The following is a 25,694-nucleotide window of genomic DNA, read 5'->3' as shown; positions in this document are numbered from 1 at the left end:
ATAATTTAAAGATAGGGTAAGGGAAATCTCTTACCCTTTTTTATTTTTAAGAAGGTGTTACTTCATTTGTAATTCATCCAGCCTTTAAAGCTCAGAAACTTTGACAGCAAAACAAGACAAAATTTGGATGCAGCGCGCTCTCAGTCTTGCTGAGAAAGGGAGGGGATATGTATCTCCAAACCCGATGGTTGGTTGTGTTATTGTTTCGGAAGATGGCGATGTAATAGGTGAAGGATACCACGAACGGTATGGGCAGGCACACGCAGAAGTAAATGCGATAAATCGTGTTGAGGATTCTGATAAGTTAAAAAATGCTACCGTTTATGTAACGCTTGAACCCTGTTCACATCAAGGGAAAACCCCGCCCTGTGCAGATATGCTGGCCAAGAAACCGATTAAACGCGTTGTTGTAGCTATGAAGGATCCGTCCGAAAAAGTGAACGGCCGTGGGTTGGATCAGCTTCGAAAAAACGGTATTGAAGTGGATACAGGAATTCTACAAAAAGAAGCCAGGGAACTCAATGAAAGCTGGCTGCACTATATAGAGTTCAACCGGCCTTTTGTAACGCTGAAAATTGCCCAAACTGCAGATGGATATATTGCGGCTCCAAACGGTGATTCAAAGTGGATTAGTTCGAAAAAATCACGTGAGCAGGTTCATATTTGGCGCAGCCAGAATGATGCGGTGATGGTTGGCCGTAATACGGCCCTGCATGATAATCCATCACTTACAGTTCGATTGGTAGAAGGGCGGCAGCCAAAGCGAGTGGTTATTGACGGACCGTTTGAATTGCCAAAAAATCTGAATTTATTTTCAGATCAGTTTGAAGAGAAAACGATTGTCATCACGCATAACATAGAAAAATCACAAACGGAAGCCGACCCGATGCTTAAAATGTTTCAAAGCAATTATTTTCGGGGTGAGATTATTCATGTAAAAGAAGTACAGGGTCATTCGCGATTAAAGGAGGGAATGAGAAAACTGGCTGAACATGGAATTACATCCTTACTTGTGGAAGGCGGTCAGCAGCTTTCTTCAGCACTTTTAAAAAAAGGATTAGTGGATCGTCTGCAGCTTTTTATTGCGCCGAAACTATTGGGTGGCGGCACAAAATCTATTGTCAGCCTGGATATTAACAGAATGGAAGATATCGTACCCTTCCGAGACTTTACCTGGCGGCAGTCGGGACAGGATATTTTATTAACAGCAAATCTTTGAATTATGTTTACAGGAATTATTGAAGAGTTAGGTACCATCAATAAAATAACGGAGATGGATGGTGCAAAAGAGCTTTCTATAGAAGCTCCTTTTGTGTCGGAAGTCCATGTGGATGAAAGCATTGCGGTGAATGGCGTTTGCCTGACCGTCGTTTCTTTTGATGAAAAATCATTTAACGTACAATGTGTGAATGAAACACTCAGAAAAACTAATCTTGGTGATTTGATAAAGGGAGATCCCGTCAATCTCGAACGATCGCTTACGCTTGAAAAAGCAATTGAAGGTCATATAGTCCAGGGCCACGTAGATACGGTTGGAACCGTTACAAAAGTGGATGAAAAGGGAGCTGATAAGCTTCTTACTTTCACATTTCCGAAAGAATACACCGACTATATAGTTGGCCGCGGAAGTATTGCGATAGATGGTATTAGTATGACTGTTGCCCGTGAAAGTGAAAATTCGTGTACGGTTGCGGTTATTCCTTATACCTGGGAGAATACCAATTTCAAAATAAGAAAAGCGGGCGACCACATGAATCTGGAGTTCGATATTTTTGGAAAATATATTCTTAAATACCTAAAAAGCAGGGAAGAGGGGTAGTCATTTTCAGACACGAGCGGATACTTCTGTTTTAAGTATGGCGCAAGCGTCCATGGTCAACGACGAAGCCTTTGGCGTAGTAGACTCTCTTGTGCCATACGCCAATTATAACAGATTGTCGAACTCAATTATTTAACAGACTCGCAAAGCTCCACTAAAACACCATTACTACTTTTTGGGTGCATAAAAACGATCTTTTTGTTGTCAGCACCGGGTTTAGGCAGGTCACTGAGCAGAGTAAACCCTTCATTTTTCAGGCGTTTTATTTCAGCTTCAACATCATCCACTTCAAAAGCCACATGATGCATTCCTTCGCCTCTCTTTTCAATATATTTGGTGATTACAGACTCGGGATCGGTCGCACCGAGCAATTCCACTTTTGATTCTCCGGTTTGAAGAAAAGCTGTCTCTACTTTCTGGCTTTCTACAACTTCCCTCTTGTAGCAAGATGTCTGTAAAAGCGTTTCATACGTTTCAACAGCTGAGTCCAGATCTTTAACAGCAATACCAATATGATCGATGTGCATTTTCTTCCTCTTTGATTATTATTAAAAAAGTTTGAGTGCCCTGTAAGAGTACTACCAAAAAGTAGAAGTTCACAGAATCGCGGAATTTTGATTCCGAACTCTTACAGGTTCTCTTGTGTAAACTATTCAGACCCCGGATGAGTGTCAATAGATTTGTAAATTATTGAGTGTTATAAGACTCTCTCAATTTTTCGCCAACGAAAATAAACAAATTTGATTATGAAAGTTTCAGCCCTACAACTCAACAGCCAACCGGATCTTGAACAGAACATGAAAGCCGTGTATAAGTCTCTGAAAAAGGCAGTTGATAACGGAACCGACTTGGTAGCTCTGCCTGAAAATTTTGCATTCATGGGAGATGAGAAACAGAGATTGGAGCAGGCTGATAAAATTTCTGAGAAGGTTGAGAATTTGCTGGTTGAATGGGCTAAAGAGTTCGAAATCTATCTGCTTGGAGGCGGCTACCCTGTGCCGGCAGAAGATGGAAAAGTGTTTAACAGGGCAAAGTTAATCAATCCAAAAGGGGAGACGATTGCGGTGTATAACAAAATCCATCTGTTTGATGTGGAGCTTTCAGATAAAGAAACATATCGGGAATCGGATATGGTGCAGGCCGGGAAAGATTTGGTGGTTGCAGATCTCCCAGAATTTGGTATGAAAACCGGGTTATCGATCTGTTATGATGTTCGATTTCCTGAACTTTACCGGGAGATGGCAAAACAGGGAGCGCATCTGCTTTTTGTTCCCTCAGCGTTTACCCGGCCGACTGGGAAAGCGCATTGGAAAACTCTTCTAAAAGCACGAGCGATCGAAAACAGTGCGTTTGTAGTAGCGCCCGCCCAAACCGGGAAACATGGAGAAAAAAGAGAAACCTACGGTCACGCAATGATTATCGATCCCTGGGGAAAAGTTCTTGATGATGCCGGTGAAGAATCCGGAATGGCAACGGCAACATTGGATTTAGAATATTTGAAAGAAGTCAGGAAAAAACTACCGTCGCTGGAGCACCGGGTGTTGTGAACAAGTACCCGTCAGACCGCTTTGAGCGGTCAGACGGGTAAGGACACCATTAGTTATCACTAAAATAATTATCAAAATCCCTTAAAATCTTTTTAGATGATGATGTATGAATCTTCCCTTTAATTTTATCAATCTCTTTTAAGATTTCTTCCCGGGTTTCCCTGTTTATCTGTTCTACAGTTACATCACTATCAAAATTATCGAATGCACCAATAAAATCTTCACTTACCGGCAGATTGTTTAATTCATTGAGCAGACCAAAAACTTCGTTGATTTCTGTGGCTACTGTTGGATGTGTAAATATATAATCCAGCAGTTGCAGCGGTTCCACCTCATTAAACCAATAATTTCCCATCATCATATAATAATCTCCGGCAACATCAATTCCGTTAAAATTTGATGACTCAAAAACATCATATGGTATCATGGGCGATTTTAACCGAAGCATTTCAGAAACGTAGATGTTTTCCAGAAATCCAAGTCTGAACTGCGTAATGGCATCCCACCGTTTATTTTGTTTTGCCAGTACCAGGGCATAGCTATAGCGATTGGGCGGATATTGATCTGCACTCTTCTTTAAATAATCTTCAGCTTCTTCCAGTTGCCCGTTTTTTATGTAAAGATCGCCAATCAAATAGCGTATACCCTGGTTGTCGTTTGGGTTGTATTTCAATATTAATTCCGCATTATTTATAGCTTTCTCATGATTGTCGTTTCGGTCGAGCGTAAGAACCAGTTCGTGCAACAATCTTAAAAAAGGCCTGTTATCATTGAATCCCCAGGGAATTTCCCCGTCAAAATCTGAAGGTATTCCACTTTTGTAATACTCAATACCCCGATTCAGAATCGCTTCATCCTCTCCGATTCTGTTCTCCTGCCGTGCAATATCAGCCAGAATAAAGTAGGAGTCTATATATGAGGGATTTTGTTTGATGATTTTTTCAAGTATTTGCTTGGCTTTGCCAAACTCCATTTCGAAATACATCTCCTCCGCCTCCAAAATCAAATCATCTGTTTCCTCATCAACCGGAGATAGTTGGAACGCTCCTATTTCTTTGGGTTCTTCGCTAAGAATTTCAAACTCAGGTATAATGTGCATGGATTTTAAATTTGTATATGATTTCTTTTAAATCCTCTCTTGATAACTCCGTCTATACTAACTTGACCATTTATCGATCAGGTTTTTGATGTCTTCATTGGAAACAACTTTTCCCTTCTCTGATTGTTGAATTCCCTCTTCAACTTTTTCAATGAAGATTAAATGATCGATTAACTCATCAATTGTAAAGGAGTCGGGATGGTTTTTGGTCATTTTTTATTAACGGTCAAGTATAAGCATAGTGCGGATTTCGGAACGTTTTCATCTGTATCCATAAGAGCAAGCTGGAATATTCAGAATTTAGAATCAGTTATAGAACGAGAAGAATGATAAACTCTTAGGATATCTACCTTGATTGATCAGAGACTATTTTATAAAAGTTTCGCTTTTCGGGTAGTTGTAAGCCCGAAAATTTAGTCGATCTCGCAACAAGAGTTTAATCCATCTTTCTTTTACTGAGTCATTATTTAACAAGGTCCACGATTAGTTCTTTGCTCTTAAGTAATTTAATGGCTTTCTTGTTCATTTCTTTTGATGGATATCCCTGGTTCTAATACGGCTAAATTCTTACCAAGAAATCTTAATATCCTGGTCTTTTATACGTCTATTGACGGTTATCAATGATATCTTTGAGTCTTCGGCTTTCTAATGAAATATCTCTATTGACAATCTTCTCTTGATAACTCCGTCCAAACTAACTTGACCATTTATCAATTAAGTCTTTTTATATCCTCACTTGAAACAACTTTTAAATCATCTCGATTGTTAGAATCCGTCTAGACTATTTTCATATCAACTCTGTTGATTAAATCATCATTTTTCAACTTCTTCGCATTGAATTTGAATTCCTTCCTCAACTTTTTCAATAAAAATTAACTGATCGATTAACTCATCAATTGTAAACGAGTCTGGAAGATTTTCAATCGTCTTTTTTACTTTGTTCTTTGTTAACATAGTCAGGATTTTTGTTGAATATACTCAATTTACTGCTGAAAAAAGTTTGATAAGCTGAAGTTTTAATAAAGCCAACCGCAGCGAAGAAAATGGGATATCTATTCCAACTCCACAGCCCTTCCGGTCTTCACCGACTCATCGCTCGCCAATACAATCTTCAGCGTATGAACCACCTCTCTCAAGTGATCTGACAGATCCAAATCTTCTTTGATCGCTTTCAGAAAATACTCCTGCTCGAAGTAGCAAAGTTCATCGTGGCTCGCTTCGTCCGGCGCATCAATGATTTCATCTTCTTTTGTTAGCTTACCATTCTGATCTTTTTCGGAATGATGTAGTCGGAATTTATTTACGGAGGTATGAGATCCAATGTCAGCTGAAGAACCGCGCGGCAGATCGAATGTGTTTTTACTGATGCTCACACTTCCGTTTGGACCAATAATATCCTTCACAAAATAAGCCTGCTCGCTCATCATGGGTCCCCAGCCGGATTCATACCAACCTACTGATCCATCATCAAACCGAACCTGCAGCTGACCGTAATTGTACTGATCTTCGGCAATTTCATCACTCAAACGTGCGCCAATTGCGTGTACGCTGATCGGCTTGGCTTTGGTCATCTGGCACATTACGTCTACGTAATGAACGCCGCAATCCACGATGGGAGACATCGCTTCCATGATATTCTTATGAACGTTCCATTCATCACCCGTACTCTGCTGGTTCAGGTTCATGCGCATCACCAAAGGTTTGCCAAGTCCTTCGGCCAGTTCAATAAATTTCTTCCAGCCGGGATGATGTCTCAGGATATATCCAACCACCACTTTTTTGTCAGCTTTCTCAGCAGCTGCAACAATTGCCTCGGCATCTTCAACGGTTTCGGAAATTGGTTTTTCTACAAAAACGTGTGCTCCCGCTTCCAAAGATTTGATGGTATACTCTGCGTGAGTTGTGGGATAGGTACTGATACAAACCGCATCGGGAGAGGTTTTGGCGAGGGCGTCGTCAAAGTTATCGAACAATGGGAGGCCACCCAGTTCATCGGAGAGTTTCTTTTTACTGTCGCCCCGGCTGACGAGTCCTACAATATTAAAATCATCCAGTTTATGATATGCGCGGGCATGAGAGGTCCCCATGTTTCCGCATCCTACAACCAGTACGTTAATTTTATCAGGCATAATTCTCGGTTTTCTCTTTTGTTGATTTGACTGCGATAATAGCAGGATAGACGGAAAGGTGCAAAGGGATTGTACGCCGGACAGCTTGTCCGGCCTCACAAACACCGAAGCCACCTGAGAAAGGGAAATACAGATACCGAATATGGTTCTCAGCCAGAATTTGACAGACCGCGGCGGAACGATGAACAGTAGTAACTGGCAGGCTACCCGTTGTACAAGTAAGAGGCTGTCCAAAAAGGATGTGAAAGAAATCAATATTCTCATTTTTGTCATACCGGACTCCGATCCGGTATCTCCAAACATAGTTAAAGAGTGGAGATTCTGTCCCAAGGACTCCTTTGGAGAATCGAGTTCAGAATGACATCCTTTTTGGAACGCCTCACCTCCTAACTATGAAACAGTGCTATTCGAGGTGTTGGTTATCTTGCGTTTGTTTGCACCGCACCACGAATTGAAGTGCAATTTATGTCTTGTAGTAACGGGCAAGCTGCCCGTTGTACATTAACCCCTCACGCGGTTAAAACTCATCGTTTTCAGCATCCAGTCGGGCAGAGGTTTTTTGTGTTTGCGTTTTTTTAGGTTGATAAACCATCCCCATTTTTTAAAAATCGGGAGTTTATGAGCTTCTACAAACTCTATAAGGGTTCCGTCGGGATCTTCAATGTATGAAAATTGTCCTGCGGCTTCGCCCATATCAAAGGAGGAAGAGCTGTCTACTGTAAAAGGATAGCCGAGATCAATACACTTCTCTTTAAGCAGATCCATGTTATTCACATCAAAACAGAGATGGATGAAACCTGGGTCTCCCCAGTAGCGGTCTCCATAAATTTTTCTGGGTTCCCTGTCCAAAACCTGGATTAGTTCAATATCAATATGACCAAACAGACGGCTGAATGCGCCTTCATCTTTCTGTTTTTTTCTCAATAAAAGTCGTCTGTAAGAGTGTTGTTCATCAAGGTTTTCAAATGTTCCGGATTCATCATAAATGATCTCATTAAAGCCAAGTGCCATCGTGTATAAAGGTAAAACAGCATCAATGTCACTTACCCCAATAATTGCGCCGCAAACACCACCGGTACAATGAGATCCTTCTTTAAACCAGGAGTTTCCGTTTACAACCTGAAACAAGTTTCCATAGGGATCTTTAGTCCAAAAAGTAAGTTCTTTATTGGGTAGTTTATAGAGCTCAGAAAGTGTTTTATTACCAAGCGTTTTGAATCTCTGATGGGCTTTTTGAACATCCTTTGTTTTTATTTTTACAGCATTGATTCCAAGGTCTCCCAATTGAATATCAAAATTACACTCAACCGGTTTTCTGCTTTTATACTGCCAAATTTCAAAGCCACCTCCTCCGCACATATTTAATGCTAAGACAGCCCTCCTTGAATGTGCATCCCCTCCGGTATAACGCGTCATTAGTTCTGCCCGGGCAACGTCATCAAACACGGGTACGTCAGTCCCAAAAAATTTACGATACCAGGCCCATGCTTCATCTATATCTGTTACACCGATGCCTATTTGTTGAATTCCGGTAATGAGTTGCTTCATTCTGAATGCTTGAGCGTTACTGAACCAATTATTTTATCTCCAAAAAGGGAGATTTCTTTAATTCAAGCAATAATTTAAGTTTGATTAGATGAAGTTGAAAATGAAAAAGATGGATTTTCTTTTTGTGAAAGAGGTTCATTTTCAATCTTTTGTTGATAGAATTGTTCAACATCATGCAGGGTATTCACATCAGCAGGCCCCAAATCCCAGCGGATCGCTTTGAACCTGGGAAGCCGTAAGGTGTACCCGGCTTTTGTTCGTTTATTAACCTGGATATCATCAAACTCAATCTCCACAACCAGTTCGGGAATTAAGCCAAGAGTTGGCCCATATCGTTCAACCGTTAGCTCTTTTACTTTTTGATTGATTTTTTTGAGTTCGGCATCGGTGTAACCACCATACGCTTTTCCGATTGGGATAAATTCCTCCTCATATCTTTCATCCTCTTTAACCGAAATTCCAAGAGTAAAATCTGAATAAGTTCCACCCCGTTTCCCGCTGCCGGCGTGTGCGTACATAATAACTGTATCAAATGAGCCACCCGGTTTTTTTACCTTTAGCCAGGATTTACGCCGCTGCCCGTATTCATATTTGCTCTCTTTATGTTTTAACATCAATCCCTCATTGCCATGTTTAAGAGCTCGTTGAAACAGATGTTCAATATCAGCATCATCCGAAATTTCAAATTGATTGGATGTTGGGAGATGATACTTTTCAGATAATTCTTCCAACAACGCTCGCCGTTCGGGTAGTATCAAATCAAAAATGGGTGTTCCATCTGTGAAGAGCAGATCGTATGCAATGAACAACACCGGGTATTTTTTGAGGATTTTCTTACCTGGTTTTTTAATACCCATCCGTTTTTGAAGCAGTTGAAACGGCAGGATGGTGTCGTCTTTATACACACAAATTTCTCCATCAAAAACTGTTGGCGGAAGTTTTCTTTCTCTGAAAAAAGAGATGATATCGGGAAAAGAACGAGTGATATCATTCAGATCCCGCGAGAAAATCTTGATCTCATCTCCGTCCAGATGCACCTGAGCACGCATGCCATCGAACTTTTCCTCAGCAATATATTCCTCAATATTATCAACGGCACGGCTTTCAATGGGTGAGGCCAGCATAAAGGAGAGTGGATGAAATAGCTTAAACTGTGCCTTTTCAAGTTGATTGTGCTTAGCCAGAATAGCAGTTTTCCCGATGCTTCCCGTAATCATATGAGCATATCGAACATCTTCACGATCCTGTTGAAACGCTTTGGCAATGGAGGAAACCACACTGCGTGTTTCAAACCCAATTCGCAGCGAACCCTGACTCAACATTCGAATAAAGTATTTAATCTCCACCGGTGTCATTCGCTGCCAGGTTTCCCAGAGAATTTTCTCTTTATCTGCCCGGGATGATACTGCATAAAGCCGGTCAAAAATTTCATCAACCTGCTCAAGAGATAGATTTTTCGGCTCTCTTTTCGCAATAGCTTCGGGAATGTTGTTCATCAATCGTTCAATTGCCTCAGAGCTGCTGCCGGTGGCCGTTCGGCAGGGTTTAAAAACGAGGTCGTAATCAATCTCACAAAATTTTGCGGCGGCCAATCCGCTGGTACGGCTCCCGACCGATGCGCGTTTCCCACTCACCTCTTCAAAGGCTCCCTCGGCAGTAAATTGCGTAGCAAGATGCAGGTTTCGGTCTGATTTTAGCTGACGCAGATACTCTGCAAAAATTTGAATTTTAGAATTCGTACTCCGGGTTTCACGAATTGTCTGGATAACTTTGCAAAGCGTATAAAAGTTGAAGTTTTTAGCAATCATTTTCCTGAGATTAAAAAAACATTTCAGCCAATCTGACCCACCCTAAATCCCTCCCTATTCCGCCAAACTTCGGCGAAACAAGGAGGGACTTTTGGCAGGGGGGATGGGTCCAAAAAAGGTAAAATACCAGTATCCATTGTATTCAAAAGATCTCTTATGCATCAATCAACATGAACTTTATAGAGGCCGTTATTTCCATTCAGTTTTACCGGATGATCATAAATTTCACTCACATTCTTCGAAGTTAGTATTTCCTTTTTGGATCCGTCAAACGCTTTTTGTCCATTCTTCAGAAGAACGACTCGTTCAATTTCAGGAATGACTTCTTCAATGTGATGAGTAACCAGGATCAGCGTTGTTCCGCTCTGCACCACTTTTCGAATCTGCTCCATAAAATTGTGTCTTGCTACAAAATCCAGTGCGGTAGTGGGCTCATCGAGTATCAGAACCTCAGGTCTTGTGATGAGCGCCCTGGAAATGAGTACCCGGCGAACCTCTCCGGTTGACATCTCGTTGAGCATTTTATCCGCCAGGTGGTCAGCTTCCATCAATAAAAGAGCCTCATTTGCCTTTTCAAGCATTGAGTTGGTTATGGTTTGATGCGGAAAAAGGCGAAGGCTCGAGAAGAAGCCTGTTATTGCAACATCACGGCCCGAAATTTGTCCATCCTTCGTGTTATGGAGAAAATCATTTTGCAGATCACTTGAGACAATGCTCAGCTTTGACCGTAATTTCTCCAGTACCCAATGATCGTTGCCAAACATCCGAACCGGTGCTGAACCTTCCTTATTGGCCAGTGGATAAATCTCTTGCGTAATAAGTTTTATGAAAGTTGATTTTCCGGAGCCATTCGGACCAATAATCGCTGTATGTTCATTCAGGTGTATCTTTATTGAAAGTTGATCCAGAATATTGATTCCATCGCGCCGTACTGTAGCGTTGTTCATCTCCAGAATTGGAGGTAGGCTTTGATCTTCTTTTTCGTTCATAGAGTGAATTTTTTAATCATCTTCGTTTATCTCGATATCAATATGGCCGGCATCGATATTTTCTTCTGCAAGATAGTGCTTAACCACCGCAGGATTTGGTGTGTGAGTGATATAGGCCTTATTTGGATTTAGCTGCTTACAAAATTTAATCAACTCAAAAAAATCAAGATGATCTGAAAGGGCAATCAGTTTATCGACCGTAAGTTGAGTTCGTCTCGATTCATTTGAAGCCCATCCCGAACAGTACGCAATTCGTTTTTTGGATACGTTTGATGCAAATCCATTTGACAACGCTGAGGAGGGACAGATCAGGATATTTCCTTTACACGTCTCACGATCGTAGGCTTGATATCTTCCAAGATCAATGCCATTCTCTTCATAAACCGGACACATTTTGTAGCCGGCTCCGTGTATCATAACCGAATGATCTAATGGTGCGAGCAGGTGCATGATCTCCTGTGCTTTTCCGAGATTGTATGCCAGGAAAACCGGTGTGTAATTTTCAGCGAGAGTATTTGATGCAAAATTGCGAATCTCTTCAGCAAGTTCATCAGTGGTTTTCCAGCGATAAACAGGCAGGCTGAAAGTTGCTTCGGTGACTAAAATATCAACCTGATCGGGAGCTTCAAATCCTTCCGAAGCGGGGGAGGGTGGTGTTTTGAAATCACCGGTATAGAGGAGTGATTCTTTATCTGATTCGAGGTAGATCATCGCTGATCCCAAAATATGGCCGGCGGGATAAATTTTGGCCCGGAATCGATCTGATTCAATCAGCTCTCCAAAATCAAGTGCATGACCCTCTCCATTAAATCCTCTTTTCCGCATCAAGTCGATGGTAGCTTTAGATGAGTACACCTTCGATGAACGGTTACGGGGCATGTGATCGGCGTGAGCGTGGCTCACAAAAACGTACTCCGCATCCGGATGGTGACCATCCACGGCCACTTTCAGATCAGGAAAATAAAGTCCTTGATATCCAGCTTTTTGAAATTTCATAATTTGTATGACCTTGCCGTACTTAACTGAGGCTGAGAAATTTTTACGTTGAACTCGTTCGCTCTATCAAAACATAACATAGCAGGAACAGAATAATTCCGAGAGAGATCAGATTGGCAGCTACAAAACGAATCTTCCTGTCCAGATCACCGACATTTTTGATAATCGCTTGAGAGGTTTGAGTCCACATTACTAAAAGCTGTCCCAGCATAAAAACAATCAACAGAGACCAGATCGAGAAAAAAAGTTCGATCCACGAAAATGGATAAAATGACAATACGAGGCATGGAATCGTAAAAAGAAGAAAATATTTTAAAACTTTTCGCCATAAGGCGGGTGGTTTATCCTCACTCGCAGTGTTTATAAGATACTCTTTCACGATATCGGTTTTTATCAGAAGATAAATCCCAAAGCTTACCAGCAGTGCTCCGAGAGCAATATAGTAAGCCATAAACCACTGTGTTGAAAAGTATTCCATAGATTTAAAACAAATTTGTATGGGTCATTGAGTAGAAGAACGAAGTGAAAAAGCGGTAATTTTCTGCCTTTATTTGAATTTATAAAATGCCGCTCTTTCCATCGGCTGACGGATTGCCCGTAATGGCTATTACATTTATGAGTTTCATTAAAGGCATTTTATTGCAAATCATCTTCCGGTACCTCAAGTTCTTCCTCCTTAGGGTATTTGATAGAAAAGATCACAGAAATCGTTAGAGTCACAACAATTACACCAAGAGTAAAAAGCGTTGGGATATGGATGAAACTTTCGATCAACATCTTCACTCCAATAAACACAAGAATAAAAGCCAGCCCATAGTGCAGATAGTGGAACAGACGCATCACTCCGGAAAGTGCGAAGTAAAGTGCCCGAAGGCCGAGGATAGCGAATGCGTTAGCACTGTAGATTAAAAAGGTATCACGGGTGATAGCCATGATTGCGGGAATGGAGTCGAGTGCAAAAATAATATCTGTAGTTTCAATCACAACAAGCACCACAAACATAGGTGTGGCGATAATTCGTTTGCCGCGTTTGATGATGAAATCCGGTCCGTGAAAGTTTTTGGTAATGGGAATAAAACGGCGTACCAATTTAAGAATCGGGTTCTTTTCCGGGTGGATCTCTTTGTCTTTTTCCAGGCCAAGTTTAATACCTGTAAAAATCAGAAATGCACCGAACACATAAATAATCCAGTGGAACTGTTCCAACAATGCAACGCCCACCATGATAAACAGGAGTCGAAAAACAAGAGCGCCAAAAATTCCCCAAAAAAGTACTTTATGCTGGTAAATAGAATCCACACCGAAGTAGGTAAAAATCAACAGGAAGACAAAGATATTATCGACGCTGAGAGATTTTTCAATCAAGTAACCCGTAAAATAATCGAGTGAGGATTGTGGGTCCATGAAAAAGTAGAGCCCAATGCCAAAAACAACAGCCATAGCTATCCAGATTCCGGTCCAGATAAGGCTTTCCCTGATGCTGATTTCGTGAGGTTTGCGGTTGAAGACTTTCAGGTCAACAATCAGCATTGTCAGGATAAAGGCATTAAATAAAATCCAAAGGGTAAGACTGTGGTCCATTAAATTTTTGGGGTCGTAATTTCAAAAGAGAGAAAGGTACGGGATTTTGATTTGAGGATTAAATTTATGATTCGATCAGTTGTCGAGTAGATCTCTTTTTTGAAGATTCATCGGATGAATGTTTGGATGTAGTTTTAAAATAATTGGTAAATATTCTCATCCGATGAATGAATCGGTGTGTGATTCTCCCGCCGAGAAAATCCTTACAATAAGCACGAACGAGATGCCTGCCCGCTATCTTTTTGATGTGATGGCGCAAGCGTCCCGCTTGTGACAATGACTATTCAATCAACACTCGTTTCTCAGTTGTTTTCAATGCTTTTGGAATCGAGCTGCAGATCGATTCTTTAAACGCCCCGATAATGGTCTGTTTGAGATGTTTCCGGCCAAAAATGAGGCGCAGTTTACGGGATGGAACAGGATCCTGGAACTCTTTGATGACGGCATTGGCGCAGTTGCTGTCGAACTCCTGAACGGCTGTCCATGGGAGTAGAGTCATGCCAAAGTTTTGTTCTACAAGGCGTTTTAATGTCTCCAGGTTTCCACTCTTAAATTCAATTGGGGAGTGATTGTTTTTCTTGGTGGTTTCCTTACAAAGCTTAACTGCCTGGTCTCTAAAGCAGTGACCCTCGTTTAATAACCAGATATTGGTTTGATCCAGGTCATCAACCGAAAGTTTTTCTTTTTCATTAAGAGGGTGATTGTGGGACAGATATCCAAGAAACGGCTCGACAAAAAGATCTTCTGTATAGATAAAACTTTGATCGGTGGGTGTGGCTATGATGCCGGCATCCAACTGGTCATTACCAAGTTGTTCTATCACTTCCTGGGTTAAAAGTTCTTCAAATACCAGATTTACCTGGGGATATTTCTTCAGAAATGATCGAAGAAATAACGGAACTAAATAAGGTGCAACTGTTGGAATGATTCCCACCTTGAATGTACCCTTCAACTCGTTTTCTTTGAAATTGGCAATATCTGATAGTTGTTTCGACTCCTTTAAAATCGTTTTAGCCTGATCAATGATTTTTTCACCAATTTCAGTTGGAATGACGGGCGATTTTGACCGGTCGAAAATGGTGATGCCGAGTTCATCCTCCAGTTTGTGAATCTGCATGCTGAGCGTAGGCTGGGTAACAAAACTTTTTTCAGCTGCCGTAGCAAAATGCCGGTATTTATCAACGGCAACAATGTATGAGAGTTGTGTAAGTGTCATTGGTTAAAAGGTGTAGTCCGTTATGGAATTTGTTAGTTGTCTTACCTGTGGATAAAATGTACGAAATTGAGGGCAAACATAAACCAATGGTGCATTAGTCAAGATTATGATTGAATTTTTAAGACACCAAAATATTTATATAAACAAGTAAGAAAACTATTTTTGATTGTTGTTCAGTATTTATTGCAGGTTTAAGCAAATTATCAAAGAAATAATAGATTTTACAATGGAGACGACAAGTAAACATTTAATAATTTCAGGGCGGGTACAAGGCGTTGGGTTCCGTTATTTTACATACAAAACGGCCAAAAAATTAAATATTAAGGGATGGGTAAAAAATTTACAGGATGGAACCGTTGAAACCGTGTTCACAGGCTCTCCCGAAAATGTTTATAACATGATGGAAGAGTTAAAAGAGGGACCGGCAAGTGCAAAAGTGCAAAATGTTGAAGAGGTAGAACTGACAACGGATACAGATAACTTTAACGATTTTACCATCCGCCGATGAGACTTTTTGTTTCTATCGATTTTCCTGAAAGCATTTTGAAAACAATTCAATCCTGGATTCCCGAACAAGCGGGGTGGAAGAAAACATCTCTGCACCAGATGCATCTGACATTGGTTTTTTTGGGTGATTGTTCAGCACAAGAGAAAGACGAGATTCATAAAATATTGTCAGAAATAGAATTTACTCCATTTGATATGGTAATTGAAGGTTTGGGAGCATTTCCGAATGAATCGGCACCGAGAATTATATGGGCGGGTGTACAGCATTGCGAAGAATTAATAAATTTACAACAGAGTATTTCGGATTCGCTAAAAGACTATATCAAATCAAAACATTCTGATTCTTACATTCCCCATATCACGCTGGCTCGGAAAAAATCGAACAAAGGAATCAATTATGATCTGAAACAGATGCTTCGAAAAGAAACAGAGAAATTAGTTGTTGAGGTGGAGTCTTTCCAGCTAAAACAGAGTATTTTGAAGTCGTCCGGAAGTGAACATATTGTTCTTCTAAGCTATTCATAAAGATTTGTTAGATTCTATTTTCCTAATGAAATGTAGATGAGATATCTAAAAGCAATGATTTCACTATTAGCTACACTTGCAGGGGGGTATATTCTACTCCTTTTATTCATGTATCTATTTCAAAACAAACTTCTTTTTTTGCCCTCGTCAGATTTTTTAATCACTCCGCAAAAAGCAGGACTTCAGGCTGAAGATATTTGGGTTGAGACGGATGACGGCGAACAACTTCACGGCTGGTTTTTCCCAGACAATTCTACAGAATATATAGTGGTTCTTTCTCATGGGAATGCAGGGAACATCAGTAACCGGATTGATATCGCTAAGTTTCTGCAAGAAATGGGACTCGCCGTTTTGATTTACGATTATCGTGGATATGGACAAAGTTCGGGAAAACCCAGTGAGGAGGGATTATATAGTGATATTGAGGCGGTTGTAAATTACCTGCAAACAGAAAAGGGATACTCAGAGAAGCAGATGATTATGTATGGACGATCGATGGGCGGAGCGGTGGCAGCTTACGCAGCTGCTAAATTTAACGCAGGAGGCTTGGTGATGGATTCTGCTTTTAAAAACTTGAAAGCAATGGTGAGCGACCTCTACCCATTTGTACCGGCTTTTTTGGCTGCATACGAATTTCCTGCGGAGCATTACCTCCGACAACTTTCGGGCATTCCGGTGATGATTATGCACAGCCCAAATGATAGCATTGTGGATATTTCTCACGGAAAATCTTTGTTTGGGACTGCAAAGGAGCCGAAAACATTTGTTGAGTTAAGAGGCGGCCATAATGATAATTTTCATGCATCAGTGGATATACACAGAAAAAATTGGCGAGAGTTTTTGCAGCTTGTTGATAAGCAGATAAAACCGAAAATACAGAAAAATAAATGAGTTTCATGCTATTCATCGGATGAGTAAATTTGCTAATATTCTGGTTTTTTACCGTTCACACTCATCCGATGAACCTCTCGAAATTTCCTGATTATAATTCTTCTTTTCCCTTCTCGCTTAGTATATTTTAAAGCAGTTCCAGCTTCCTCATAATCCACTAAAAGAGAACCGTTCTATGTACCTGATTTTTGACACTGAAACAACCGGCCTTCCTGATAATTATTCAGCTCCGCTGACCGATTTCGACAACTGGCCGCGCTGTGTTCAGCTTGCCTGGCAGGTGCATGATGAAACCGGGAAACTGATCTCAAAAGGAAATTATATCGTTAAGCCCGATGGGTTTACAATCCCATTCAACTCTGAGAAAATTCACGGTATTTCAACCGGACGTGCAGAGAAGGAGGGGATTCCACTTGCCGATGTAATGGATGCTTTTGATGAGGATGTAGAAAATAGCACGTTCATTGTTGGCCACAACCTGGAGTTCGATCTCAATATTATGGGATCTGAATATCTGCGAATGGAACGGGAGAATCCGCTCACCGAAAAAATCCATATCGATACCAAGGATGACGCCACTGAATACTGCGCTATTCCGGGCGGGCGTGGCCGATACAAATGGCCGACGTTGTCGGAGTTGCACGATAAACTTTTTGATATAGGCTTTGAGGAAGCTCATAATGCAGCCGCTGATGTGGATGCCACAGCAAGAGCCTTTCTCGAATTGGTGAGAATCGGGGTTATTCAGCCAACGTTTCCCGCAGAACCGGGCTCAATTCCGCCAAACCCGTCAAAACTGATTGATCCCAACCATTACATGCCAAAGGTTGAAGATTTGAAACGGCGTGGTGTTACGGGTGAGGAAGAGGAAGCTTCATCAATTATCGATCTGCAGCAAGATCAAACCGGCCCGCAGGTAGATTCAGCATTTGTACATCTTCACAACCACTCCAAATATTCGGTTTTGCAAGCCGCATCGGGAGTGAAGGATTTGGTGAAGAAAGCCAAGGAGGATGGAATGCCGGCGGTGGCTCTGACTGATCTCGGAAATATGTATGGTGTCTTCCATTTTGTGAAGGCGGCAAAAGCCGCAGGAATTAAACCGATTATTGGTCTGGAAGCTTATTTTGTTGAGGACCGGCATGAGAAAAAGTTTACCCGTGATCGAAAAGACAAACGTTTCCGGCAGGTATTCCTGGCAAAAGATCGGGAGGGATATGAAAATCTCGCGGAGATGTGTTCACTCGGATTCATTGAAGGATATTATTACAAGTTTCCACGAATTGACCGCGAGTTAGTTCAGAAATACAGAAAGGGATTAATTGCAACCACGGGGGGAATTGGCGGGGAAGTACCTGACCTGATTTTGAACCGGGGTGAAGAGGTGGCTGAGGAGGCGTTGAAATGGTGGCACGATCTGTTTGGAGATGATCTGTATATCGAACTGATGCGTCACGGTTTGGAAGAGGAAGAGCGTGTGAATGGCATCTTGCTGGAGTTTGCTGAGAAGTACGACATTAAAGTAATTGCCTCCAACAACACCTTCTATATGGAGGAAGATGATTCGAAAGCTCACGATGCGCTGCTTTGTATAGATAACAACGAATCGATCTCTACACCGATTGGTAAAGGAAGAGAGAAACGATACGGATTCCCGAATGACGAGTTTTATTTCAAAACGCAGCAGGAGATGAAATCTCTTTTTGCGGATGTTCCCGAGGCGATCACCAATACAGTTGAGGTTGCCGATAAGGTGGAAATGATTGATCTGGACCGTGAAGTGATTCTCCCTCATTTTTCACTGCCGGATTCTTTTGAAACGGAAGATGAATACCTGCGCCATTTGACACTTGAAGGAGCCAAGGAGAGATATCCCGAGATTAATGATGAGGTTCTGGACCGAATTGATCTCGAACTGAAGATTATCGGAGAGATGGGATTTGCCGGTTACTTTTTGATTGTACAGGATTTTATTGCGGCTGCGAAAGAGATGAGTGTTTATGTAGGACCGGGACGTGGTTCTGCCGCCGGTTCTGTGGTGGCTTATTGTACGGGGATTACCAATATCGATCCGCTTGAATACGATCTTCTTTTTGAGCGATTCCTGAATCCCGAACGTGTGTCCATGCCCGATATCGATATCGATTTTGATGATGATGGCCGTCAAAAAGTGATCGACTATGTAGTGGATAAATATGGCAAAGCCCAGGTTGCACATATCATTACATTTGGTACAATGGCAGCTCGTTCATCCGTGCGTGATGTAGCTCGTGTACTGGATCTTCCGCTGTCTGATGCAGACCGGCTTGCCAAACTTGTTCCTGAAACCATTGGGATCTCTCTTGAAGAGGCCTTCCAGGGAGTGAAAGAGTTGAAGGAGATCAAAGAATCGGAATCCCTTGAGGGCCGGACGCTTCAAATGGCCGAAACTCTTGAAGGGTCCGTGCGAAATACCGGGATTCATGCGGCGGGAGTTATTATTGCCCCGGATAAACTCACAAAATATATCCCGATTTGTACGGCCAAGGATGTGGATCTCTACGTTACCCAGTTCGACGGCAAAGTAATTGAAGATGCCGGGATGCTGAAGATGGATTTTCTCGGTTTGAAGACACTTTCGATCCTGAAAACAGCCATTCATTTTGTAAAAGAGAATCATGGAGATGAGTATGATCTCGATGATATACCGCTGGATGATGAAAAGACTTTCCGAATGTTCCAAAAAGGGGCTACGGTGGGTGTGTTTCAGTTTGAATCGGATGGTATGCGGAGATATCTCAAGCAATTAAAACCATCGAGTATCAACGATTTAATTGCTATGAACGCATTGTACCGGCCCGGCCCTATGCAGTTCATTCCGGATTATATCAAACGGAAGCATGGCGAGGAGAAAGTGGTATATGATCATGAAGACCTGGTGGATATCCTGGAACCGACCTATGGTATCATGATCTACCAGGAGCAGATTATGAAGGTGGCACAGCGAATGGGCGGTTATACACTGGGTGAAGCGGATGTGTTGCGGCGAATTATGGGTAAGAAGCAGCCTGAACTATTGCCTCCTGAAGAAGAAAAATTCGTTGGCCGGGCTATCGAAAAAGGTTATGAGAAGGACACTGCCAAAAAAGTGTTCGACAAGATGGCGATGTTTGCGGGTTACGGATTTAACAAATCGCACTCGGCGGCATATTCGGTTGTGGCGTATCAAACCATGTATTTCAAGGCGAACTATACTGCCGAGTACATGGCGGCGGTGCTGAGCCACAACATGGGCGATATCAAAAAAGTGAGTTTCTTTATCGAAGAGTGTCAGAGAATTGGAATACCTGTTGATCCGCCCAATATTAATACTGCCGAGGGAAAGTTCGTGGCGAAAGATGGACGCGTGCAATATGGTTTACTGGCTATCAAGGGTGTGGGATCCGGTGCAATTGAACAAATTGTTAAAAACAGAAATGAGAAAGGTGAGTTCAGAACTATTTTTGATTTTTCATCCCGTATTGATACTCGTGTATGCAATAAGAAAACATTGGAAAGTTTGGCACAAGCCGGCGCGTTTGATACACTTCACGAAAACCGGGCTCAGCTTTTGGCAAGTATTGAAGATGTGCTGAGTTATGCATCACGAAAACAGGAAGAGGAAAGGCTCAATCAAGTCAGCTTGTTTGGTGATGGATCATCCGGCAGTGGTTTTGTTCAGGAACCAAAACTGAGGGATCGTCCGCCCTGGACAAATATCGAGCGTCTCAACAAAGAGCGGGAATTAATTGGTTTTTATTTAAGCGGACATCCGTTAGACCGATACAAAGAAGATACAGAACTTTTTGCGAGCCACACGTTGTCAGTAGATGAACTATCTGATTTGAACGATCGTGACAAAGTGAAAGTAGTGGCAATTATTACGGCTGTGAAAAGAATTACTGATAAAAAAGGCCGGCCCATGGCATTTATTCAGGTAGAAGACCTGCATGGAAGTGTTGAGGTGTTGGTATTTAGCGAAGTGTACGACAGACACCAGGGACTTATTGCCCCGGATACTGTTCTTCTGATTGAAGGGACGATCTCTCTGCGTGACAGTCAACCCAAAATTATTGCAAATAGTCTTGAACGCATTGAAAACCTGCGGGAGAAATTTCAGAGTCAGTTACAATTGAATATTAAATTGGATACCTCGGAAATTTCTGAGGATGATCTTCATGAAATGGCCACACTTTTTGACAGTAATACAGGCGAAACACCCGTGAAACTTCAGATAAAATCAGATCATGCCAGCAAGCCGATTCGAATGAACGTAAGAAAATATGTTGTGGACCCATCTAACGAACTGTTAAAAGGATTGCGAAATGTTGTTGGACAGGAGTCTGTTTATTTAATGAACAATAATCAAAAGACTCACTGATAATATATTGAGCATTATACAGTCGAGATATTAATAAGATTTTGCAATCAGATTGATAACTATTTGATATATGGTTATTGAATTTAATTTTACGATCTTTAATCGAATTGATAAAAAAACAAACGTATTATTATGAGTAAACCACTTGAATTAACAGACAGCAATTTTGCTGATGAAGTAGAAAGCTCCGATTCGCCAGTACTTGTAGACTTTTGGGCCGAATGGTGCGGGCCATGCCGAATGGTCGGGCCGATTGTAGAGGAGCTTGCCGGAGAGTACGAAGGTAAAGCGAAAGTTGGCAAAGTAAATGTAGATAATAACCCGGAAGTTTCTGTGAAGTATGGAATCAGAAGTATTCCGGCTCTGCTGATTTTTAAAGATGGCGAAGTTGTAGACCAGATTGTGGGTGCAGTACCTAAAACCCAAATTAAGAAACAACTCGACTCGCAAATTGCGTAATTACATCCAACTAAATTAGTAAAGGTAGTTTTTGAATTGCCTTTACTGTGAATTTTATATTGGATAGAGATTAAAAGCGATGAACTCATCATTCATCGCTTTTTTTAATTGCTATATCAATGTTATTCACAACATAATTTTACATTGAAAACATTCTTTATTGAGAACTATGTTTTAAATTTTGGTGTTTTCAGACATTATAAATGCAAATCGTAGTTAAACAGATATTTTTTTGAAAAGAGTAGTTACAATAATCATTGTTCTTGTGGTGATTGGGGGATTGTCGTACCCCAAAGTTAAACCATTATTGAGTTCATCCGCAGAGGGACAGAACTCTTCAAATTCCAGTGCCAACAGCCTTTTAGAAGTCGAGGCTGTAGAGGTGGATTATGAGACCATCGACGATGAAATTTTTTCAAGCGGTACGATCCAGGCAAATCAAGTGGTAGAGCTCAGTGTGGAAGCTTCCGGAATTGTTATGGACATCTATTTTGAGGAAGGTCGTGAAGTTCAGGAAGGAGAGTTATTGTTGAAAATCAATGACAGCGAACTTCAGGCTCAGAAACAGCGTGCTGAATTCCGGCTGACTTTGGCTGAGCAGCGCGAAGACCGACAACGACGATTACTGGAACGAGGCGGTATCAGTCAGGAGGATTATGATGCCACGCTGAACGAAGTAAATGTGCTTCGGTCTGAAATACAGTTAATCAACGCTCAGATCGACAAGACAGAAATCCGTGCTCCATTCTCTGGTGTTATTGGACTTAAATATGTAAGCGTTGGTTCCTATATAGGCCCGAATACACGCATTGCTTCATTGCAGGAGGTCGATCCTATTAAGATCGATTTCTCCGTTCCCGAGCGATATATCTCCCGGGTTACTGTGGGTGATGAGATCAAATTTAACGTACAGGGAGTTGATTCAACATTTACCGGAGAAGTTTACGCCATTGAACCCCGCATTAATACCGAAACGCGTACTCTTCAAATTAGAGCAATTAGTGAAAATTCCGAACAGCTTTTGTATCCCGGTGCTTTTGCAAACATCACTCTGATATTGGATAAAATTGACGATGCTCTGATGGTTCCAAGTATCTCCATCATACCGGGATTAAACTCACAAAAAGTTTTTGTAGTGAATGACGGGATCGTGGAGGAAAGAATTATTCGGTCTGGTATTAGAAATAGTGAAAAAGTACAGGTGGTTGAAGGTCTGCAACAGGGAGATATTATATTGACAACCGGCCTTCTGCAGGTTCGGACCGGAATGGAAGTAAATATTACCGAAATTACTAAATCCACAGAGATATGAGTTTATCCTCACTAAGTATTCGCCGGCCTGTTCTGGCGTCGGTGATGTCTATCGTCATTATTCTATTCGGTGTGATATCGTTTTTCTATCTCGGCGTAAGGGAATATCCCTCGGTCGACCCCCCGATTGTAACGGTATCGAGCAGCTATGTGGGTGCAAATGCAGAGGTGATTGAATCGCAGATTACGGAACCTCTTGAAGAATCGGTTAACGGAATTGCGGGTATTCGAACGCTGACATCTGTAAGCCGGGAAGGGCGAAGTACCATCACTGTTGAGTTTGATCTGGAAGTGGATCTTGAAACGGCTGCAAATGATGTACGAGACCGGGTTTCTCGTGCTCAGGGCCAACTGCCGGCGGATGCCGATCCTCCAACTGTTACCAAAGCGGATGCGGATCGTACCCCCATAGTTTTTTTGAATGTAGACAGTGATCGCCGGGATCTGTTGGATCTTTCAGCTATTGCAGATAATATTTTCAAAGAGCAGCTTCAAACCATTCCCGGTGTTAGTTCAATTCAAATTTGGGGAGATAAAGAATATTCGATGCGTCTGTGGATGGATCCGCTGAAGCTTTCGGCTTATGGTGTAACTCCTTTGGATGTGCAAGCTGCACTGGAACGCGAAAATGTGGAATTGCCATCAGGTAGAATTGAGGGACAGTCTACCGAACTGTCTGTTCGAACAATGGGCCGGCTGGAAACAGCAGAAGAGTTCAATAACCTAATTATCCGCGAAGAGGAGGGGCGGAAAGTTCGCTTCAGAGATATTGGTACAGCCGAATTAGGTGCACTCAATGAGCGCACAGTTTTAAAACGAAATGGTGTGCCGATGGTTGGAGTTGTAGCCATGCCCCAGCCGGGATCCAACCAGTTGGATATTGCCGAAGAGTTTTTTAATCGGGTTGAACGAATTGAACGCGATCTCCCGGAAGATATCAGTCTTGCTGTCGGTTTTGATACAAGTGAGTATATTCAGCAATCTGTGGATGAGGTTGAACAAACCATCTTTTTGGCCCTTCTTCTTGTAATTGCGGTTATTTTTCTCTTTTTGAGAGACTGGAGAACAACTCTGATTCCAATCATCGTAATTCCTATCGCCCTGATTGGTGCATTCTTCGTGATGTATGTGGCAGGTTTTTCGATTAATGTACTCACGATGCTGGCTATCGTTCTTGCGATTGGTATAGTTGTGGATGATGCCATTGTGGTACTCGAAAATATCTATGCCAAGATGGAGCAGGGTTTACCAACGGTAGAAGCAGGTATTATCGGTTCGAAAGAGATCTTTTTTGCAGTAATTGCCACATCCCTTGCATTGGTTTCTGTATTTCTGCCGATCCTTTTTCTTGGTGGAACTACCGGTCGTCTTTTTAGAGAGTTTGGTGTTGTAATTGCGGGTGCAGTTATTATATCCTCGTTTGTAGCATTAACATTGACCCCAATGCTGGCAACTAAAATTTTGTCGCAGGGAGCCAACAAGAATCGGTTTTATAAAATGACGGAGCCGTTTTTCATCAGGATAAATAACATATATAAAAATTCACTGGCGTCTTTTATGAAAGTGCGCTGGATGGCATTTGTTATTTTAGCTGCTGCTTTCGGAATTATTGCACTTTTTTATGTAAACATTCCAAAAGAACTGGCTCCGCTTGAAGACAGGGGACAGCTGCGAATTTTTGCTACAGCTCCCGAAGGTGCTTCTTTCGAGTATATGGACAATTATGTGGACCGTATGATTAAAGTTGTCGAGGAAAATGTGCCCGAATTAGCTGCTATCAATACTGTTACATCGCCGGGCTTTGGGGCTTCCTCATCTACAAATTCTGCCTTTGGATTTTTAACACTGGTGGATAAAAGTGAGCGCGACCGGTCTCAACAGGAGATTGCCGACCAGCTTTCTTCGTTGATGACAGATTTATCGGGAGCCCAGACATTTGTTTCTCAACCACAATCTATCGGGAACCGCCGCGGGGGATTACCTGTACAGTATGTACTTCAGGCTCAAAATTTGTCTTCATTGGAAGAGGTTATTCCTGATTTTCTCCAGGCTGCAAATAATCACCCGGCATTTAACTTTGCCGAGGTAGATTTGAAATTTAATCAACCTGAAATTCAGTTGAGTATTGACCGCGACCGTGCCAGAGTATTGGGAGTTTCTGTTCGTGATATAGCCAGAACGTTGCAATTGTCACTTTCAGGAAGTCGGTTTGGGTATTTTATCATCGACGGAAAACAATATGAAGTAATTGGCCAGATGGAACGGCAATATCGGAATGAACCGATTGATCTGAGAACCATTTCCGTTCGAAGTTCAACAGGCGAGCAGATACAGCTTGATAACCTCGTAACTTTAACTGAGACAAGTGCACCCCCACAACTTTACCGATTTAACCGGTTTAACTCTGCAACTGTTTCAGCAGCACTCTCACCAGGCTACACTATTGGCGATGGAATTGATGCTATGAACGAAATTTCTGCGGAAGTTTTACCAAGTACATTTATAACAGATTTAAGTGGCCCCTCAAGAGATTTTGCGGAGAGTGCGGCCAGTTTGAACTTTATATTTGGGTTGGCACTTGTATTGATCTACCTGGTACTTGCAGCACAGTTTGAGAGTTTTCGTGATCCGTTTATTATCCTGTTTACCGTACCCCTTGCAATTTTTGGTACACTTTTATCACTCTGGTATTTCAATCAAACCCTGAACATATTCAGCCAGATTGGGGCTATTATGTTGATTGGACTGATTGCTAAAAACGGAATTTTGATTATTGAGTTTGCCAACCAACGGCAGGAACAGGGGATGGGAGTGATGGATGCAATTATGGACGCAGCTGCCGTTCGATTCCGCCCTATTTTAATGACTAC

23 protein-coding genes are annotated in these 25,694 nt (G+C 41.8%); 11 read left to right on the top strand and 12 right to left on the bottom strand.

What is annotated here, in order from left to right:
• Positions 1–100 precede the first annotated feature (100 nt).
• A complete protein-coding gene (gene ribD, locus U5K72_12870; GenBank protein ID MDZ7719703.1) occupies positions 101–1,219 on the top strand; it encodes a bifunctional diaminohydroxyphosphoribosylaminopyrimidine deaminase/5-amino-6-(5-phosphoribosylamino)uracil reductase RibD in 1,119 nt (372 codons plus the stop codon).
• Positions 1,220–1,222: 3 nt separating this feature from the next.
• Entirely contained in the window at positions 1,223–1,819 is a 597-nt protein-coding gene (locus tag U5K72_12865; protein ID MDZ7719702.1) for a riboflavin synthase, read from the top strand.
• Between the two features lie 128 nt (positions 1,820–1,947).
• Here U5K72_12865 and mce read toward each other — a convergent pair whose 3' ends face one another.
• Positions 1,948–2,346, bottom strand: coding sequence for a methylmalonyl-CoA epimerase (gene mce, locus U5K72_12860; protein MDZ7719701.1), 399 nt, complete (start codon positions 2,344–2,346; stop codon positions 1,948–1,950).
• Between the two features lie 219 nt (positions 2,347–2,565).
• Between mce and U5K72_12855 the strand changes: the two genes are divergently transcribed.
• Positions 2,566–3,366, top strand: a complete 801-nt coding sequence (locus tag U5K72_12855) for a carbon-nitrogen hydrolase family protein (GenBank protein ID MDZ7719700.1) — start codon at positions 2,566–2,568, stop codon at positions 3,364–3,366.
• 49 nt (positions 3,367–3,415) lie between these two features.
• On the opposite strand, the gene U5K72_12850 is transcribed toward U5K72_12855, so the two are convergent.
• The 4 genes from U5K72_12850 to U5K72_12835 all read right to left on the bottom strand — a co-directional run bounded on the left by U5K72_12850 (position 3,416) and on the right by U5K72_12835 (position 6,594).
• A complete protein-coding gene (locus tag U5K72_12850; GenBank protein ID MDZ7719699.1) occupies positions 3,416–4,465 on the bottom strand; it encodes a tetratricopeptide repeat protein in 1,050 nt (349 codons plus the stop codon).
• A 57-nt stretch (positions 4,466–4,522) separates the two neighbouring features.
• Entirely contained in the window at positions 4,523–4,678 is a 156-nt protein-coding gene (locus U5K72_12845; protein MDZ7719698.1) for a hypothetical protein, read from the bottom strand.
• A gap of 600 nt (positions 4,679–5,278) precedes the next feature.
• Complete coding sequence (locus U5K72_12840; GenBank protein ID MDZ7719697.1) at positions 5,279–5,419, bottom strand: hypothetical protein; 141 nt, start codon at positions 5,417–5,419, stop codon at positions 5,279–5,281.
• Between the two features lie 98 nt (positions 5,420–5,517).
• Positions 5,518–6,594, bottom strand: a complete 1,077-nt coding sequence (locus U5K72_12835; protein ID MDZ7719696.1) for a Gfo/Idh/MocA family oxidoreductase — start codon at positions 6,592–6,594, stop codon at positions 5,518–5,520.
• A 142-nt stretch (positions 6,595–6,736) separates the two neighbouring features.
• Here U5K72_12835 and U5K72_12830 point away from each other — a divergent pair, with 142 nt between their 5' ends.
• Positions 6,737–6,955 (top strand): hypothetical protein, encoded by a 219-nt coding sequence (locus tag U5K72_12830; GenBank protein MDZ7719695.1) that lies wholly within the window; start codon positions 6,737–6,739, stop codon positions 6,953–6,955.
• A 140-nt stretch (positions 6,956–7,095) separates the two neighbouring features.
• Here the strand turns inward: U5K72_12830 and U5K72_12825 are convergent, their stop codons facing one another.
• The 7 genes from U5K72_12825 to U5K72_12795 all read right to left on the bottom strand — a co-directional run bounded on the left by U5K72_12825 (position 7,096) and on the right by U5K72_12795 (position 14,732).
• Positions 7,096–8,142, bottom strand: a complete 1,047-nt coding sequence (locus tag U5K72_12825; GenBank protein MDZ7719694.1) for a VOC family protein — start codon at positions 8,140–8,142, stop codon at positions 7,096–7,098.
• Positions 8,143–8,216: 74 nt separating this feature from the next.
• Positions 8,217–9,950, bottom strand: a complete 1,734-nt coding sequence (locus tag U5K72_12820; protein ID MDZ7719693.1) for an ATP-dependent DNA ligase — start codon at positions 9,948–9,950, stop codon at positions 8,217–8,219.
• 161 nt (positions 9,951–10,111) lie between these two features.
• Positions 10,112–10,939, bottom strand: a complete 828-nt coding sequence (locus tag U5K72_12815) for an ATP-binding cassette domain-containing protein (GenBank protein MDZ7719692.1) — start codon at positions 10,937–10,939, stop codon at positions 10,112–10,114.
• 12 nt (positions 10,940–10,951) lie between these two features.
• Positions 10,952–11,935 carry a hypothetical protein gene (locus U5K72_12810; protein MDZ7719691.1) on the bottom strand — a complete coding sequence of 328 codons (984 nt, stop codon included), beginning with the start codon at positions 11,933–11,935 and terminating at the stop codon, positions 10,952–10,954.
• Between the two features lie 43 nt (positions 11,936–11,978).
• Positions 11,979–12,413 (bottom strand): hypothetical protein, encoded by a 435-nt coding sequence (locus U5K72_12805; protein MDZ7719690.1) that lies wholly within the window; start codon positions 12,411–12,413, stop codon positions 11,979–11,981.
• 158 nt (positions 12,414–12,571) lie between these two features.
• Positions 12,572–13,516, bottom strand: coding sequence for a TerC family protein (locus U5K72_12800; protein ID MDZ7719689.1), 945 nt, complete (start codon positions 13,514–13,516; stop codon positions 12,572–12,574).
• A 280-nt stretch (positions 13,517–13,796) separates the two neighbouring features.
• Positions 13,797–14,732 (bottom strand): LysR substrate-binding domain-containing protein, encoded by a 936-nt coding sequence (locus U5K72_12795; protein MDZ7719688.1) that lies wholly within the window; start codon positions 14,730–14,732, stop codon positions 13,797–13,799.
• A 226-nt stretch (positions 14,733–14,958) separates the two neighbouring features.
• On the opposite strand from U5K72_12795, the gene U5K72_12790 reads away from it, so the two are divergent.
• The 7 genes from U5K72_12790 to U5K72_12760 form a co-directional block, all read left to right on the top strand.
• Positions 14,959–15,240 (top strand): acylphosphatase, encoded by a 282-nt coding sequence (locus U5K72_12790; protein ID MDZ7719687.1) that lies wholly within the window; start codon positions 14,959–14,961, stop codon positions 15,238–15,240.
• Positions 15,237–15,764 carry an RNA 2',3'-cyclic phosphodiesterase gene (gene thpR, locus U5K72_12785; protein MDZ7719686.1) on the top strand — a complete coding sequence of 176 codons (528 nt, stop codon included), beginning with the start codon at positions 15,237–15,239 and terminating at the stop codon, positions 15,762–15,764. Before U5K72_12790 ends, thpR begins: the two co-directional genes overlap by 4 nt.
• A gap of 138 nt (positions 15,765–15,902) precedes the next feature.
• Positions 15,903–16,655, top strand: coding sequence for an alpha/beta hydrolase (locus U5K72_12780; GenBank protein MDZ7719685.1), 753 nt, complete (start codon positions 15,903–15,905; stop codon positions 16,653–16,655).
• Between the two features lie 175 nt (positions 16,656–16,830).
• Entirely contained in the window at positions 16,831–21,054 is a 4,224-nt protein-coding gene (dnaE, locus tag U5K72_12775; protein MDZ7719684.1) for a DNA polymerase III subunit alpha, read from the top strand.
• 132 nt (positions 21,055–21,186) lie between these two features.
• Positions 21,187–21,513 carry a thioredoxin gene (gene trxA, locus U5K72_12770; GenBank protein MDZ7719683.1) on the top strand — a complete coding sequence of 109 codons (327 nt, stop codon included), beginning with the start codon at positions 21,187–21,189 and terminating at the stop codon, positions 21,511–21,513.
• Between the two features lie 232 nt (positions 21,514–21,745).
• The gene (locus U5K72_12765) at positions 21,746–22,825 is read left to right on the top strand and encodes an efflux RND transporter periplasmic adaptor subunit (protein ID MDZ7719682.1); all 1,080 of its coding nucleotides are present in this window, start codon (positions 21,746–21,748) and stop codon (positions 22,823–22,825) included.
• Positions 22,822–25,694, top strand: a 2,873-nt coding sequence (locus U5K72_12760; GenBank protein MDZ7719681.1) for an efflux RND transporter permease subunit, incomplete at its 3' end; no start/stop codon positions are given. The genes U5K72_12765 and U5K72_12760, both read left to right, overlap by 4 nt.

The sequence above is a fragment of the Balneolaceae bacterium genome (assembly GCA_034521495.1).
Lineage (GTDB): Bacteria > Bacteroidota > Rhodothermia > Balneolales > Balneolaceae > Rhodohalobacter.
This window is presented reverse-complemented; position numbering and strand designations above follow the sequence as displayed.

Coding starts and splice junctions, on each gene's coding strand:
- U5K72_12840 (MDZ7719697.1), bottom strand. CDS start 5,419: ATGTTAACAAAGAACAAAGTAAAAAAGACGATTGAAAATCTTCCAGAC.
- U5K72_12830 (MDZ7719695.1), top strand. CDS start 6,737: ATGGTTCTCAGCCAGAATTTGACAGACCGCGGCGGAACGATGAACAGT.
- dnaE (MDZ7719684.1), top strand. CDS start 16,831: ATGTACCTGATTTTTGACACTGAAACAACCGGCCTTCCTGATAATTAT.
- U5K72_12865 (MDZ7719702.1), top strand. CDS start 1,223: ATGTTTACAGGAATTATTGAAGAGTTAGGTACCATCAATAAAATAACG.
- mce (MDZ7719701.1), bottom strand. CDS start 2,346: ATGCACATCGATCATATTGGTATTGCTGTTAAAGATCTGGACTCAGCT.
- U5K72_12850 (MDZ7719699.1), bottom strand. CDS start 4,465: ATGCACATTATACCTGAGTTTGAAATTCTTAGCGAAGAACCCAAAGAA.
- U5K72_12845 (MDZ7719698.1), bottom strand. CDS start 4,678: ATGACCAAAAACCATCCCGACTCCTTTACAATTGATGAGTTAATCGAT.
- U5K72_12790 (MDZ7719687.1), top strand. CDS start 14,959: ATGGAGACGACAAGTAAACATTTAATAATTTCAGGGCGGGTACAAGGC.
- U5K72_12825 (MDZ7719694.1), bottom strand. CDS start 8,142: ATGAAGCAACTCATTACCGGAATTCAACAAATAGGCATCGGTGTAACA.
- U5K72_12815 (MDZ7719692.1), bottom strand. CDS start 10,939: ATGAACGAAAAAGAAGATCAAAGCCTACCTCCAATTCTGGAGATGAAC.
- U5K72_12855 (MDZ7719700.1), top strand. CDS start 2,566: ATGAAAGTTTCAGCCCTACAACTCAACAGCCAACCGGATCTTGAACAG.
- thpR (MDZ7719686.1), top strand. CDS start 15,237: ATGAGACTTTTTGTTTCTATCGATTTTCCTGAAAGCATTTTGAAAACA.
- U5K72_12805 (MDZ7719690.1), bottom strand. CDS start 12,413: ATGGAATACTTTTCAACACAGTGGTTTATGGCTTACTATATTGCTCTC.
- trxA (MDZ7719683.1), top strand. CDS start 21,187: ATGAGTAAACCACTTGAATTAACAGACAGCAATTTTGCTGATGAAGTA.
- U5K72_12820 (MDZ7719693.1), bottom strand. CDS start 9,950: ATGATTGCTAAAAACTTCAACTTTTATACGCTTTGCAAAGTTATCCAG.
- U5K72_12800 (MDZ7719689.1), bottom strand. CDS start 13,516: ATGGACCACAGTCTTACCCTTTGGATTTTATTTAATGCCTTTATCCTG.
- U5K72_12795 (MDZ7719688.1), bottom strand. CDS start 14,732: ATGACACTTACACAACTCTCATACATTGTTGCCGTTGATAAATACCGG.
- U5K72_12835 (MDZ7719696.1), bottom strand. CDS start 6,594: ATGCCTGATAAAATTAACGTACTGGTTGTAGGATGCGGAAACATGGGG.
- U5K72_12810 (MDZ7719691.1), bottom strand. CDS start 11,935: ATGAAATTTCAAAAAGCTGGATATCAAGGACTTTATTTTCCTGATCTG.